This is a genomic window from Pseudomonas sp. SMN5, assembly GCF_052041925.1.
Taxonomy (GTDB): domain Bacteria; phylum Pseudomonadota; class Gammaproteobacteria; order Pseudomonadales; family Pseudomonadaceae; genus Aquipseudomonas.
This window is the reverse complement of sequence record NZ_JBKGGX010000009.1, coordinates 175,426-189,651: the sequence shown is the minus strand read 5'-3', so window position 1 is coordinate 189,651 and position 14,226 is coordinate 175,426. Positions and strand designations below refer to the sequence as shown.

Sequence of the window (14,226 nt, the reverse complement as noted above, 5' to 3'; positions counted from 1 at the left end):
GAGGCGGGCGACAAGAGGGTGGTGCCGGTTTGGCACGCTCACTGCAAGAGCCTGTGCAGGCCCGCCGTGAACGCAGTCGAGTGGGCACCCCGTCGGTCAACGAAGATCGAGCGCCAGAAGGCCGGGGAACAACGGTAGGTCAGGGCGCAGTCGCCGGATCGTTACCGCACAGAACAGGCAAAGACGCCTGGAACCGCAAGGTTTCAGGCGTCTTTTTTTTGCTTTCAAAAATCGTGATGGGCTTTTGTCGGGTGCTTTTATGAAATCCAACGTTGCTTCTCTGAACAAGCTGCAAACGCTGATCGTGATCGGCAATGGCATGGTCGGCCATCACTGTGTCGAACAATTGATCGAGCGCGGCGCCCTTGATCACTACCGCTTGCACGTGTTCAGCGAAGAGCCGATGCGTGCCTATGACCGCGTGCATTTGTCCGAGTATTTCTCCGGACGCGATGCCGAATCCCTGGCCCTGGGCGATGCGTCGTTGTACCAGACCCCAGGCGTCACCTTGCACCTGAGCGTACCAGTGCTGGAAATTGACCGGCAGGCTCGCCAGGTGGTCATCGAAGGTGATCGCATCGGCTACGACAAATTGGTGCTCGCCACGGGATCCTATCCCTTCGTGCCGCCGATCGAAGGCGCCGAGGGTGATTCGTGCCTGGTCTACCGCACCCTTGAAGACCTCGATGCTATCCGTGCTGCCGCCTGCCATGCGAGCCGTGGCGTGGTGGTCGGCGGCGGCCTGTTGGGCCTGGAGGCGGCCAACGCCCTCAAGTCCCTCGGCCTGGAAGCCCATGTGGTGGAATTTGCCCCGCGGCTGATGCCGGTACAATTGGACGTCCAGGGCGGCCTGGCGCTCAAGGCACGCATCGAGCAGCTCGGCGTCGGCGTGCACCTGTCCAAGGGCACCCAGTCCATCACCGCCGGCGAGGAGTACCGCTACCGGATGAATTTCGGTAACGACGACTTTCTTGAAACCGACCTCATCGTGTTCTCCGCCGGTATCCGCCCGCAGGATGCGCTGGCTCGCCAGTGTCATCTTCAGATCGGCCCGCGTGGTGGCGTGGTCATCGATGACCATTGCCAGACCAGCGATCCGGACATCTACGCCATCGGCGAGTGCGCTGCCTGGAACGGCAGTGTCTTCGGGCTGGTTGCACCGGGTTACCAGATGGCCCGCGACGTCGCGGCGCGCCTGTGTGGCGAGCCTGGCCAGGCGTTTACCGGCGCAGACATGTCCACCAAGCTCAAGTTGCTGGGTGTGGACGTCGGCTCCATCGGCGACGCCCACGGCAATACGCCGGGCTCGCGCAGCTTCCAGTTCATCGATGAAACCAGCGCCAGTTACCGGCGCCTGGTGGTGGACGCCGACGGCAAACGTGTGATCGGCGCCGTGCTGGTAGGCGACAACAGCTACTACGACACCTTGTTGCAGTACATGCAGAATGCGATTGCCCTGCCCAAGGACGCCGCCAGCCTGATCCTGCCGTCCTCCGAAGGTGCGCCGACCCTGGGCCCGGCAGCGCTGCCGGCCGCCGCTACCATCTGCTCCTGCCACAACGTCACCAAGGGCTCGATCTGCTCGGCCATCGATAGCGGCTGCACCGATCTGGGCCAGCTCAAGTGCGATACCAAGGCCGGCACCGGTTGCGGCGGGTGTGCGGCGCTGGTCAAGCAGGTGTTCGAGCACGAATTGAGTGCCCGTGGCGTCACCGTCGATAAAAGCCTGTGCGAACACTTCGCCTACACCCGCCAGGAGTTGTACGCCCTGGTCCGAGTGGAAGGCATCATCAGTTTTGAGGAACTGCTGGCCAAGCACGGCCGCGGACACACCGGCTGCGATTTGTGCAAACCGGCGGTGGGCTCGATCCTGGCGTCGTGCTGGAACCAGCCGATCATGGACCCGTCCCTGGTGCCGTTGCAGGACACCAACGATACGTTCATGGCGAACATGCAGAAAAACGGCACCTATTCGGTGGTGCCGCGTATCGCTGGCGGGGAAATCACTGCCGAAAAGCTGATCGCCATCGGCGTGGTCGCGAAGAAATACGACCTGTACACCAAGATCACCGGCGGCCAACGCATCGACCTGTTCGGCGCCCAGTTGCATCAGTTGCCGGATATCTGGTCCGAGCTGATCGAGGCCGGGTTCGAAACGGGGCACGCCTATGGCAAGTCCACCCGTACCGTGAAGTCCTGCGTGGGCAGCACCTGGTGCCGTTATGGCGTGCAGGACAGTGTGCAAATGGCGCTGACCCTCGAGGATCGCTACAAGGGCCTGCGTTCTCCGCACAAGCTCAAGTTCGCGGTGTCCGGTTGCACCCGTGAATGCGCCGAGGCCCAGAGCAAGGACGTCGGCGTGATCGCGACCGAGAAGGGTTGGAACCTCTATATCGCCGGCAACGGCGGCATGCGTCCGCGTCACGCCGAGCTGTTCGCCACCGACCTGGATGACCAAACCCTGATCCGCTACATCGACCGCTTCCTGATGTTCTACATCCGCACCGCCGACAAGTTGCAGCGTACCTCGGTCTGGCGCGAAAGCCTGGAAGGCGGCCTGGATTACCTCAAGCAAGTGATCATCGACGACAGCCTGGGCCTGGCAGCCGAACTCGAAGCCCAGATGCAGCTGGTGGTCGATCGCTACGAATGTGAGTGGGCCAACGCCCTCAAGGATCCGGAAAAGCTCAAGCGTTTCCGTACCTTCGTCAACGACGGGCGTGGCGATCCCGATGTTTATTTCGTCCGTGAGCGCGGCCAGCGTCGGCCGGTACACGCCGGCGAACTCCACCTGATTCCCGTTACCGAGGAGGTGCTCTGATGAGCCAGTCAAACGTCGTTCGCATGCCCATCCGCGATGCTGCCCGGCAGCCGATCCAGTGGCGTGCCCTGTGCAGTCGGGAGGACCTGGTTCCCAACTCCGGTGTGGTCGCCTGGCACGACGGCAGCCAGGTCGCGCTGCTGTATCTGCCCGAGCAAGAGGACAAGCCGCTGTACGCCATCGACAACCGCGACCCCAAGTCCGGCGCGAACGTGATCGGGCGTGGCCTGTTGGGCAGTATCAAGGGTGAGCTGGTAATTGCCTCGCCGATGTACAAGCAGCATTTTCGCCTCGAAGACGGCCATTGCCTGGAATATCCGGAGCAGAGCCTGCGGACCTGGCCGGTGCGGTTGAATGGGGATGTGGTTGAAATCGGCGAAGACTGATGCTTGCGCGACCGGCTTTTGTGGCGAGGGAGCTTGCTCCCGCTGGGCTGCGAAGCGGCCCCAAAACCCTGCGGGCGCTGCGCACTGGTGCGCCAACTCGGCCGAGCGGGACAAGCTCCCTCGCCACAGGAATCACGTGTGTGCTGTTGTTCTGTTAACTGAAGCTGGGGATTAGCAATGAAAACCGCCGCGCAACTGGTGAAACTCAAAAGTGTGCAGAACCAGCAGGTCCACAGCATCGGTCCGCAGCAGACGGTGCTGGAAGCCTTGCAGATCATGGCCGAGAAAAATGTCGGCGCGCTGCCGGTGATCGAAGATGGCCAAGTGGTAGGGGTGTTCAGCGAGCGCGATTACGCACGCAAAATGGTCTTGCACGGACGCTCTTCGATAGGTACGCCAGTACGCACGATCATGAGCACGCCGGTGATCACCGCCGACAGCCAGCAGAGTATCGAGCGCTGCATGTCAGTCATGACCGACAGTCACCTGCGGCATCTGCCGGTGCTGGATAACGGGCAACTGATCGGACTGTTGTCCATCGGCGACCTGGTGAAACAGGCCATCGTCGAACAGGCCGACCTGATTCGTCAGCTTGAGCATTACATTCGCGGACATTGATCTGTGCAGATCACTCAATACTGAGTGCCGCTTCCCCTGTGGCGAGGGAGCTTGCTCCCGCTGGGCTGCGAAGCAGACCCCTCGCAATCTTCTTTCAACCCGTAAAGAACCGCATCACACCAATACCCTGGAACTGCTCTCATGTATTAATTAGAATCACTCTCATTAAAGACCTTGCGCAGGCTTCCAGACATGAGTGATGCAGTGACGCCAACGGAGCACTCCCTCGATGCGTTGTACCGTGACCACGGTGGTTGGCTGGAAGGTTGGTTGCGTCGACGCATGGGTAACGCCTGGGATGCCGCGGATCTGCGCCAGGATACGTTCCTGCGCGTGCTCGCCAGTTCCCAGACCCTGGCCGACTTGCAGGAACCGCGGGCCTACCTACTGACCATCGGCAAGCGCCTGCTGAGCAACTTCTACACCCGGCGCAACCTGGAGCAGGCCTATCTCGATGCCCTGGCGAGCCTGCCCGAGGCGTGCATGCCGTCGCCCGAGCAGCGTTGGTTGTTGCTGGAAACCCTGCACGCACTGGACGAACTTCTCGACGGCCTGCCACCCTTGGTGCGGCGGGCCTTTTTGTGGAGTCAGCTCGAGGGCCTGGGGTATCGCGAGATCGGTGAGCGCATGCAGCTCAGCGAACGCACCATCAAGCGCTACATGGCTCAGGCCTACGAGCATTGTCTCTTGGTGGACCTATGAGCCGCCCGGCACCCACCCCGGAAGCCCGCGACACGGCCAGGGCCGCGGCGCGTTGGTTGATCCTGATGGAGTCCGGCGGCGATGAGTTCGACCCGGCGGCCTTACAGCATTGGCGCGACAGTCATGCGCACCACGAGGCTGCCTGGCAAAAGGCCCAGCAGCTGCGCCAACGATTCGTCGGCATTCCCGCCTCGTTGGGCATGGCGACGCTGGATCGCCCGGCGCTGGCGCGGCGTACGGTGCTCAAGCGTGCCCTGGGCGCCGCCGCGTTGGTGCCGACCGCCTGGTTCCTGGGCCGAGAGTTGCCGTTGCAAGTCTGGCGCGCCGACCTGCACACCGCCACCGGTGAACAACGGCGGTGGACGTTGCCCGACGGCAGTGCGGTGCAACTCAACACCGACAGTGCATTGAACCTGGACCTCAAGGCCCGGCGTCTGGTGCTGGTGCAAGGAGAGATGGCCCTCAACGTCGACGGCGCCGCGCCGCTGTCCATTCAAATGCCTTACGGGCTGGTCACGGTCAGCCGTGGCGAGGTCTGTCTGCGCCTGGGTGACCGGAGTTGCCGAATATCGGTGATCAGCGGCTCGGCGCAACTGCAACCCTTGCGCGGGCCCTTGCTGGGACTCGAGGCGGGCCAACAGGTCAGTGTACAGACCACGGGCGCGGGTGCGCTTGCCCGCTTCGATGTCGCGCAGTTGGGCTGGCGGGACGGCATGCTTGTGGCGCACGACCAACCGCTGGGGACTTTCCTGCGGGAATTGGGTCGTTATCGCAGGGGCGTGCTGCGCTGGGATGATGCCTTGGAGCCCTTGCGCGTCACAGGCAGTTTTCGACTGGCAAACACCGATCGCATCCTCGCGCTGCTGTCGGCCAGTCTGCCGGTGGAGGTGCACATGCGCACCCCGTACTGGGTCACCCTGACTCTTCGCAAAAATGTCGCCTGAGTGTTGTCCCTTTTTTTCGTCTCGCCGGTCATTCAAGGCAACTGCACTAAAACGAGAGCGCCTTTCAATGTCCGCAGCAATACCTTTGCGTTTTCGCCCAGCCCTGGCCGGCTGGCGTCCGCTGTTGAACCTGAGTCTTGCAATGGGGCTGAGTGCCAGCCTGTTGTTCATTCCCACCAGCCAGGCCGAAGAGTCCGCCCGGCGCAGCTATCAGGTGCCGGCCGGGAACCTTGGCGCGGCGTTGACCCGATTTGCCGGGCTGGCGGGCGTCAACCTGTCGGTGGACCCGGCGCTGGTGAGCGGTCGCAACAGCGCCGGATTGTCGGGGGAGTATGGCGTAGAGGAGGGCTTTGCCCAGTTGTTGCAGGGTTCCGGCCTGCAATTGCAAGCCGTGGGGGAGCAGGCGTACATCCTGACCCCGGTACCGGAGCGCGGCAGCCTGCAATTGGCACCCACCTCGATTGTCGGCGCCACCGACTCGGCGGACACTGAAGCGTACGCCGGCGGCCAGGTTGCCCGTCGTGGTTCGCAAGGCCTGCTCGGCTCACGGGATTTCATGGAAACGCCGTTCAGCATGACCACCTACACCCGTGAAACGGTCAAGAACCAACAGGCGCGGACCCTGGGTGATCTGATTGCCAGCGATCCTTCGGTGCGCGCCACCAACCCGGCGGGCGGGCGTTATGAGCAGTTCACCATCCGTGGTTTCAGCCTGTTCAACAGTGATGTCGCCTACAACGGTCTCTACGGCATCCTGCCGACCTATACGATCGACATGGAGATGGCCGAGCGCGTCGACATCCTCAAGGGACCGACCCAGCTCATCAACGGCATCTCGCCACGGGGCAGCGTTGGCGGCGGGATCAACGTGGTGCCCAAGCGCGCCACCGACAAGCCCATCACGTCGTTCACCGGTAGCTATGCCTCGAACAACCAGCTGGGTGGCGCGGTGGATGTGGGCCGGCGCTTTGGCGAAGGGGATCAATTTGGTATCCGTTTCAACGGCGTGAAGCAATCCGGAGACACCGAGTGGGATCATCAGAGCGTGGACCGTGACATGGCGGTGCTGGGCCTGGATTTTCGCGGTGAACGGCTGCGGCTTTCGACCGACATCGGCCACACCGAGCGCGACACCGACGCGCCCCAGGAGCGGGTGCAGGTAGGGGCCAACGCGCAAGTGCCCCACGCCAGCGACGTGCGCCGCAACTACGCCCAGGCCTGGAGCAAGGCCCGGACCAAGGATACCTTCGGCACGTTCAATGCGGAGTTCGACGTCAGTGACTCGGTCATGCTCTACGGTGGCGTGGGGGCACGCAAAAGCGACCACGATTTCCTGCGGCATAACGTTTCGGTCACCAACAATGCCGGTGATTTTACCGTGCAGCCCCGTGACTTCACCCGCGAGGAAAATGTCCGCACGGCCACGGCCGGCGTGCGCAACTGGTTCCATACCGGCCCGGTGAGCCATGAGGTGAACCTGGCGGCCAGTTATTTCTACATGGATTTCGAGAACGGCGGGGCCCGTTATGCCAACGGTCGCAGCAACCTGTATGACCCGGTGCAGACGCCGACGCCAAGCAACCCGACGCGACAGGACGACAAGGTCTACACCGAGAACCGCTTCAGCGGCGTGGCGCTGTCTGACAACCTGGGGCTGTTCGAGGACCGGCTGTTGCTGACCCTCGGCGCGCGCTGGCAGCGGGTGAAGGTCGATGACTGGACCAACAATGTCAAAGGCGACACGGCCTACGATGAAGAAAAGGTTTCGCCGTCGGGCGGCATCCTGTTCAAGGCCACCGACAAGCTGTCGCTGTACGCCAACTACACGGAAGGCCTGAGCCAGGGCAAGATCGCGCCATCGACCTCGGTGAACGAAGATGAAATCTTCCCGCCGTTCATCAGCCGTCAGGTGGAGGTGGGGGCCAAGTATGATGCCGGTTCGTTCGCAGTGACTGGCGCAGTGTTCCGGATCAAACAGCCGGCCTATGCGACCGACGCGACCACTCGGGTCTTCGGGCCGAACGGCAAGCGCGAGAACACCGGCGTGGAACTGAGCGTGTTCGGCGAGCCGCTCAAGGGCACGCGCCTGCTGGGCGGCGTGATGTTCATTGACAGTGAGCTGACCGACACCACCGGCGGCGCCTTCGATGGCAACCGGGCGCCGGCCACGCCGAAATACAACGTCAACCTCGGCGCCGAATGGGACGTACCCAACTTGCAAGGTGTAACCCTGACCAGCCGAGGCATTTATTCCAGCTCGCAATACCTGGATCAATCCAACGACAAGGAAATCGATTCCTGGGTGCGCCTGGATGTGGGGGCACGCTACGCCTTCAAGGTCGACGAAAAGACCGTCACCCTGCGGGCCAATGTCGAGAACGTTGCGGACAAGCGCTACTGGAGTTCAGCTGGCGCATCGGATGACAGCGAGCCGGGCCTGACATTGTCGACTCCGTGCACCTACCTGCTTTCAGCCACCGTCGACTTCTAGTCGCGAGGCTGCTCCAAGGACGGAGCTGCTTGAATTCAGGTGTCGCGGAACAGGTCGTGGGCGTCCAGCAGGCGCCAGGCGATTTGCGGACGTTTTTCCAGCCCGCGCCGGATAGCGCCGGGGATCGACTGACGGATTTTGCGGCACAGGCCGGGTTGCTCCTGGAACTCGATGGCGATGCCGCGCATGGTTCGTACTTCGTTGTAGCCGGGCTCGATGCTCAGGCGAACACCCAGGTTTTCGTACAGGCGCTGCTGCAACCGTTGGAGTTCATCCAGGCTCTGGATGTTCTCCAGCCGTTCGAGCAAGCGTTTTTCTTCCTGACGATTCAGGCAAAGGATGCGCAGGTCGCTGCCTGGGGTTTGCAGCAACTCGTCACGCCGGCAGTCGCAGACACCGGGCGGGCAGGGGGGACGGATCGGGATCGATGCGGTCATAGGCTCCACAAGTCTGCAACACAACGAAACCGGCGCTGAGCGGATCGCCGGCCCAGGCAATGTGATGCCTGGCCGCACGTCGGTCAACCCCGTCCGACGGCCAGCGGTCTGCCGCCGGTGCGGTCCGCTCGTCCGCTGATCCGACGATCCGATCAAATTTATGCTGGCAGACCGATTCAATAAGGCAAGCGGGACGTGTGCCCGACAAACAAGAGGAGCCCCAATGCCAGTCAATCCCTCGACCTTGCCACTGTTGGAAGAGCTGCTGATGGCCCGCGGGCCGGGCGGGCAGGAAGATGAAGTGCGCACGCTTTGCCTGCGTGAACTCGAACCCCTCTGTGACCAGACCTGGATCGATCCGGCCGGCAACGTCATTGGCCTGATCAAGGGCTCAGGCACCGCCGGAAAATCCACTGGCCCCGTCAGGGTCATGGCCCACCTTGATGAAATCGCCATGCTGGTCAAGCGCGTCGAGCCTGACGGTACATTGCGGATCGTCGCGCTGGGCGGGGCCAACCCGGTGAATTTCGGCATGTGCCCGGTGGACATCCTGGGAGATCGGGATTTCATCCCCGGTGTGCTGTCGTTCGGCTCCATGCACAGCACGGATGAAACCCACCAGGGCGCGGACGTGCTGTCCGGGAATGTGCACTGGGAAGATGTCCATGTGATCACCCGCTGTTCAGCCGAACAATTGCACCAGCATGGCGTGCGGCCTGGAACGCGGGTGGTGTTGAGCCAGCACTGGCGCCGGCCGTTTCGGGTCAACGATGCCATTGCCGCACACTTCCTGGATGATCGCGCACCGATGGTCGCCACCTTGCAGGCCGCCGCATTGTTGGCCGAACGGCGGGCCGAACTGGAGGGTGACGTGTATTTCGTCTTTACCACCCAGGAAGAGGAATCCAATGCTGGCGCCCTGTACGCAGCGGGACATCTGCCGGGCGAGGTGACCGTCGCCGTCGAGGTCGGGCCGGTCGTCCAGGAATACGGCACCCGGCTGTGCGTCGACCCGATCATCAACACCGGCGACCAGGACGGTTGCTACAGCCGCCAAATCGTCGACCAGTTGTACCGCGCCGGCCAGCGTTGCGGGCTGTCACCGCAATTCGCCTTGCTGGTGGACTTCGCCAGCGACGCCAGCGCCGTCATGGGCAGCGGAATATCGGCTCAAGGCGGATGCATTGCGATCCCGACCGAGAACACCCATGGATATGAGCTGATCCTGGAAGGCAGCATCGAGGCCTGCGCCCAGACACTGCTGGAGTTTCTGATCAATCGGGACGGGGGCTGAGGGGGCGGATCGCTCCCGGCCGTCATCGCGAGCAAGTTCCCAGGCCACAAGGGCTTACAAGCCCAACTCGGAATCCCAGGATGATTATCCGGCCGGCGGTCCAGGACCAGTGGAACTTGCGTTCCCTTCGCTTGACCGGCATGGCACAGCGATTCGGCGGTCTTGTGTCTTACCTATCCGGCGGCAACAGTCTTTCAAGTACATCCCGGGCGTCGTCGGCTGCGCCGTGGTCACCCATGACCAAGGCAACGGTAATCGCGCCATCAATCAGGACCAACAGTTGCCGGGCCAGTGCCTGCGGGTTCTGGACACTTTGTTCGAGGCACAGCCGGGTCACATAGTCGAGCAGCTTCTGTTTATGCAGCTTCGCCAGCTGGCGCACCGGATCCTGGGGATCTCCCGTCTCGCCGCTGGTATTGATAAACGCACAGCCGCGAAAACCTTCACTCTCGAACCAGCCCTTGAGCACGGTGAACAGGTTGAACAAGCGAGCCCTGGGCGTTGGCGCCTTGTCGACTTCGGTGCTGAACCAGTGCATCCAGCGTTCGTCCCGCCGCTGGAGAGCGGCCACGATCAACTCGTCCTTGTTGGCGAAGTAGCGATAGACACTTTTCCTGGAGACGCCGGCGGTCTTCACCAGAAGATCCATGCCCGTGGCGGCGATGCCACTTCGATAGATCAGTTTCTCGGCGACATCGAGGATGATGTCTCGGGTTTCATTACCAGTGATTTCGTTCATGGGGCGGACAGTAGAACGATCATTCTTCTTGGTCAAGTCAATTTTCTCTTGATTCCCGGTTGCGTTCCTGTGGGCGCATGGCTCGCCCGCGATCCGACTCTTCGGGGCGCCATCGCGGGCAAGCCATGCGCTCACAGAATAGAAAAGTGTAAGTTGTCCAAAACCCGCCCGCCATGGTGTAAGCTCATTCGCTCTTCGGAATCGACCTACTGCGAGCCCTATGCCGTCGCTTTTCAAACGCTCCCTGCTGCCCAAGCTGCGCAGCTTTGCACTGACCCCCGAGGCGGTGACCATCCTCGATGGCGCTGCTGAATTTCGTCGTTGCCTGCTGGAGAAGATCGCCCAGGCCACCCAACGCATCTACATCGTCGCCCTGTACCTGCAACAGGATGAAGCGGGCCAGGAAATTCTAGACGCCCTGCACGCCGCCAAAGCCGCGCGTCCGGAGCTCGATGTGGTCGTTGTGGTGGACTGGCTGCGCGCCCAGCGCGGGCTGATTGGTGCCAAGAAGCAGCCGGGCAACTCGGCCTGGTACCAGGAGCAGACGCGCCTGCACGCCAGCGAAGTGCCGATCTACGGTGTGCCGGTGCAGACCCGCGAGCTGTTTGGCGTGCTGCATTTGAAAGGCTTCGTGATCGACGATTGCGTGCTGTACAGCGGCGCCAGCCTGAATAACGTCTACCTGCACAAGTTCGAGAAATACCGCTACGACCGCTACCACCTGCTGCAAAATGCCGCGCTGGCCGATTCCATGCAGCACCTGGTGCAACATGGCCTGGTCGCGTCCAAGGCCGTGCATCGCCTGGACCTGCCGAACCTGCCGACCACGCGCAGCCTGCGCAAGGACATCGGCGACCTGCGCAGTCGCCTCAAGTACGCGGCCTACGACACCACAGCCGGTAGCCTCGACAAGAGCGGCTTGTCGGTAAGCCCGTTGCTGGGCGTGGGCAAGAACAACCCTTTGAGCCGGGTGATCGGCGAATTGATCGCCAGCAGTCGCCAGCAACTGACCATCTGCACGCCGTATTTCAACCTGCCGTTGGCGGTGACCCGCGAGCTCAACCGCGCCCTGGCGCGGGGGGTGAAGATCGACATCATTGTCGGCGACAAGACCGCCAACGATTTCTTCATTCCACCGAGCGAGCCGTTCAAGATCATCGCCGCGCTACCCTACCTGTATGAGATCAGCCTGCGACGCTTCGCCAAGCGGCATCAGCGCTACATCGACAACGGCCAATTGAACCTGCACCTGTGGCGTGACGGCGACAACAGCTATCACCTCAAGGGCATGTGGGTCGACGAGCGCTACACCTTGCTGACCGGCAACAACCTCAATCCGCGAGCTTTCCGGCTCGACCTGGAAAACGCCCTGTTGCTGGACGATCCCAAGGGCGAGCTGCTGGAACCGCGTCGGACCGAGCTTGAGCAGATCTATCGCCATACGCGCCGGATCGAGCGGTACCTGGACCTGGAAACCCTGCCGGACTATCCCGCGGCCGTGGCCAAGTTTCTCAAACGGGTCAGCCGGGTCCGGATCGAGCGGTTGCTTTACCGGATCCTGTGAACACTCAGGCGATGGCGAAAAAAGACACCATCTCTGTGCAGTTGGTGCGCGAGGCACTGCTGCAAAGTTGCACCGCCGGGGCGGCCACCGATGAGGTGCTGAGCAAGGTCGGCATCGACCCGGCATTGCTCGCCGATCCCCAGGCCCGGGTTCCGGCCCATGCCTATGCGCGGCTGTGGCGCTTGCTGGCCCGGCGTAACGATGACGAGTTCTTCGGCATGGACCCGCGCAAGCTCAAGTCCGGCAGCCTGGCGTTTTTCTGCCAGTGCGCCATGGCCCAGCCGACACTGGCGGCAGGATTGAAGGCCGGGCTGGGCTTCCTGTCGCTGATGCTTGAACACCTGCCGGCCCAGTGCACTCGCCAGCAGAGCCTGGCTGAAATCGTCTTGCTGGAAGATGACCAGGCGCCGCGTCGGGCCTTCACCTATTTCACCTACTGGATGATCGTGCACGGCGTGGCGTGCTGGCTGGCCGGGCGGCGCATTCCGATCCTGTCCGTTGAACTGCGCTGTGCCGAGCCGGATTTCTGCGATGACTACCGGGTGATGTTTTCGCAGAATCTGCGTTTTGGACGCTCCCGGACGCGGATGATCCTGGCAGCCGACTTCCTGGATCTGCCCATCCGGCGCAATGCGGACGAGCTCAAGCGCTTCCTGGCCCAGGCTCCGGCCAATATCCTGGTCAAATACCGCAATCCGCAGAGCCTTGCCAGCCGTATCCGCCACGATTTGCGACAACTGCCCGCCGAACAATGGCCGGAAACCGAAGCATTGGCGCAGCAGCTGTGCGTCTCCGCGTCGACTCTGCGCCGGCGCCTGGCGGAGGAGGGCCAGACCTACCAGGGCCTCAAGGACAGCGTGCGCAAGGAGCTGGCAATTGCCTGGCTGGCCGAACCCACCATCAGCTTCGTCGAGATTGCCGCGCGCCTGGGCTTTGCCGATGCCAGTTCGTTCTACAAGGCGTTTCGCAAGTGGTCCGGGTCCAACCCGGGCCATTATCGCAGCCTGATTCTCAACGACCTGAACTGACCCCGCGAGTGGTTCGCTGGCTCCATCTCGGCGAGCCTCACCAGACGCTCATAAAACCGTCATTTTTCTTTGATAAAAGTCTGGGAGAACTGGCGAAAGCCGGATGGTCGGTCAGGGTGATTTATGCATGGGGTCGTTTGGGTCAGCGGCTGTGTCTGTTTCAAAGGTTTGTCCCCCGGCGCTATCGGGCATGATACGGATGGACGGAGCGTATGAGAGTCCTGGTCACCGGCGCTGCCGGCTTCATCGGGTTCCATACGGCCAAACGCCTGTGCAGCGACGGCCATGACGTTATCGGCATCGACAACCTCAACAGCTACTACAGCGTCGAGTTGAAAAAGGCTCGTCTCGCGCAATTGACGCCTTGCCCGAACTTCCAATTCAAGCTGCTGGAGATGGCCGACAAGCAGGCGCTGATGGATGTGTTCGCCGATAACCCTTTCGACCAGGTCGTTCACCTGGCCGCCCAGGCCGGCGTGCGTTATTCGATCGACAACCCTGATATCTATGCGCAGAGTAATCTGGTGGGCTTCCTCAATCTGTTGGAAGCGTGTCGCGCCCATCGGTCGGCGCACCTGATTTTCGCCTCGAGCAGTTCGGTGTATGAATTGAATGAGCGCATGCCCTATGCCACCACCGATCCGGTCGACCGGCCGGTGTCACTCTACGCCGCTACCAAGCGCGCCAACGAGCTGATGGCCCACGCTTACTCGCACCTCTACGGCATCCCCACGACCGGCCTGCGTTTCTTTACCGTCTATGGTCCCTGGGGACGGCCGGATATGGCCCCGTTCAAATTCACCGAGGCGATCCTCAATGGTCGAGCCATCGACGTCTATAACGACGGTGCGATGTCTCGTGACTTCACCTACATCGATGACATTGTCGAAGGCCTGGTGCGTTTGATACCGCTGCCACCCACCGATGAAAGCGGTGTACGAAACAAACTCTACAACATTGGTTTCGGCGCGCCGGTGAAGCTGCTGCAGTTTGTCGGATGCCTCGAAGAAGCACTGGGCAGGCGCGCCGTCAAAAACTTCTTGCCGCTGCAATCGGGCGACGTGATCGATACCTGGGCGGACACCCGTGAGCTGGAAGAACGGGTGGGGTTTCGTCCGCAGGTCTCGGTGCCGGTCGGCGTGCAGTCGTTTGTCGATTGGTACCGCAACTACTATGGCGTCTAGCCTCCCTTATCGTTCAGA

12 protein-coding genes are annotated in these 14,226 nt (G+C 62.0%); 10 read left to right on the top strand and 2 right to left on the bottom strand.

Features of this window, described 5'->3' with window-relative positions; translation table 11 throughout:
* Nucleotides 1–259: 259 nt before the first annotated feature.
* From nirB to ACLEJR_RS11615, 6 genes are all read left to right on the top strand, one after another.
* Nucleotides 260–2,821: a nitrite reductase large subunit NirB gene (gene nirB, locus ACLEJR_RS11640; protein ID WP_440792084.1), complete on the top strand. Its 2,562-nt coding sequence runs from the start codon at nucleotides 260–262 to the stop codon at nucleotides 2,819–2,821.
* Complete coding sequence (nirD, locus tag ACLEJR_RS11635) at nucleotides 2,821–3,207, top strand: nitrite reductase small subunit NirD (RefSeq protein ID WP_440792083.1); 387 nt, start codon at nucleotides 2,821–2,823, stop codon at nucleotides 3,205–3,207. Before nirB ends, nirD begins: the two co-directional genes overlap by 1 nt.
* A 177-nt stretch (nucleotides 3,208–3,384) precedes the next feature.
* Entirely contained in the window at nucleotides 3,385–3,825 is a 441-nt protein-coding gene (locus tag ACLEJR_RS11630) for a CBS domain-containing protein (RefSeq protein ID WP_440814052.1), read from the top strand.
* Nucleotides 3,826–4,017: 192 nt separating this feature from the next.
* Nucleotides 4,018–4,527 carry a sigma-70 family RNA polymerase sigma factor gene (locus tag ACLEJR_RS11625; protein ID WP_440792079.1) on the top strand — a complete coding sequence of 170 codons (510 nt, stop codon included), beginning with the start codon at nucleotides 4,018–4,020 and terminating at the stop codon, nucleotides 4,525–4,527.
* A complete protein-coding gene (locus ACLEJR_RS11620; protein WP_440814050.1) occupies nucleotides 4,524–5,471 on the top strand; it encodes a FecR family protein in 948 nt (315 codons plus the stop codon). Before ACLEJR_RS11625 ends, ACLEJR_RS11620 begins: the two co-directional genes overlap by 4 nt.
* Nucleotides 5,472–5,538: 67 nt before the next feature.
* Nucleotides 5,539–7,962, top strand: a complete 2,424-nt coding sequence (locus ACLEJR_RS11615; protein ID WP_440814047.1) for a TonB-dependent siderophore receptor — start codon at nucleotides 5,539–5,541, stop codon at nucleotides 7,960–7,962.
* Nucleotides 7,963–7,997: 35 nt separating this feature from the next.
* Here the strand turns inward: ACLEJR_RS11615 and ACLEJR_RS11610 are convergent, their stop codons facing one another.
* Nucleotides 7,998–8,399: a hypothetical protein gene (locus ACLEJR_RS11610; RefSeq protein WP_440814046.1), complete on the bottom strand. Its 402-nt coding sequence runs from the start codon at nucleotides 8,397–8,399 to the stop codon at nucleotides 7,998–8,000.
* Between the two features lie 223 nt (nucleotides 8,400–8,622).
* Between ACLEJR_RS11610 and ACLEJR_RS11605 the strand changes: the two genes are divergently transcribed.
* Nucleotides 8,623–9,693: a M42 family peptidase gene (locus ACLEJR_RS11605; RefSeq protein WP_440814044.1), complete on the top strand. Its 1,071-nt coding sequence runs from the start codon at nucleotides 8,623–8,625 to the stop codon at nucleotides 9,691–9,693.
* Between the two features lie 169 nt (nucleotides 9,694–9,862).
* Here ACLEJR_RS11605 and ACLEJR_RS11600 read toward each other — a convergent pair whose 3' ends face one another.
* On the bottom strand, nucleotides 9,863–10,432 hold the full coding sequence (locus ACLEJR_RS11600) for a TetR/AcrR family transcriptional regulator (protein ID WP_440814041.1): 570 nt from the start codon (nucleotides 10,430–10,432) through the stop codon (nucleotides 9,863–9,865).
* 220 nt (nucleotides 10,433–10,652) lie between these two features.
* Here ACLEJR_RS11600 and pssA point away from each other — a divergent pair, with 220 nt between their 5' ends.
* The 3 genes from pssA (at nucleotide 10,653) to ACLEJR_RS11585 (ending at nucleotide 14,208) form a co-directional block, all read left to right on the top strand.
* Nucleotides 10,653–11,996, top strand: a complete 1,344-nt coding sequence (pssA, locus tag ACLEJR_RS11595; RefSeq protein ID WP_440792069.1) for a CDP-diacylglycerol--serine O-phosphatidyltransferase — start codon at nucleotides 10,653–10,655, stop codon at nucleotides 11,994–11,996.
* Between the two features lie 11 nt (nucleotides 11,997–12,007).
* Entirely contained in the window at nucleotides 12,008–13,024 is a 1,017-nt protein-coding gene (locus ACLEJR_RS11590; RefSeq protein WP_440792129.1) for an AraC family transcriptional regulator, read from the top strand.
* A 212-nt stretch (nucleotides 13,025–13,236) separates the two neighbouring features.
* A complete protein-coding gene (locus ACLEJR_RS11585; protein ID WP_440814039.1) occupies nucleotides 13,237–14,208 on the top strand; it encodes an NAD-dependent epimerase in 972 nt (323 codons plus the stop codon).
* Nucleotides 14,209–14,226: the final 18 nt, after the last annotated feature.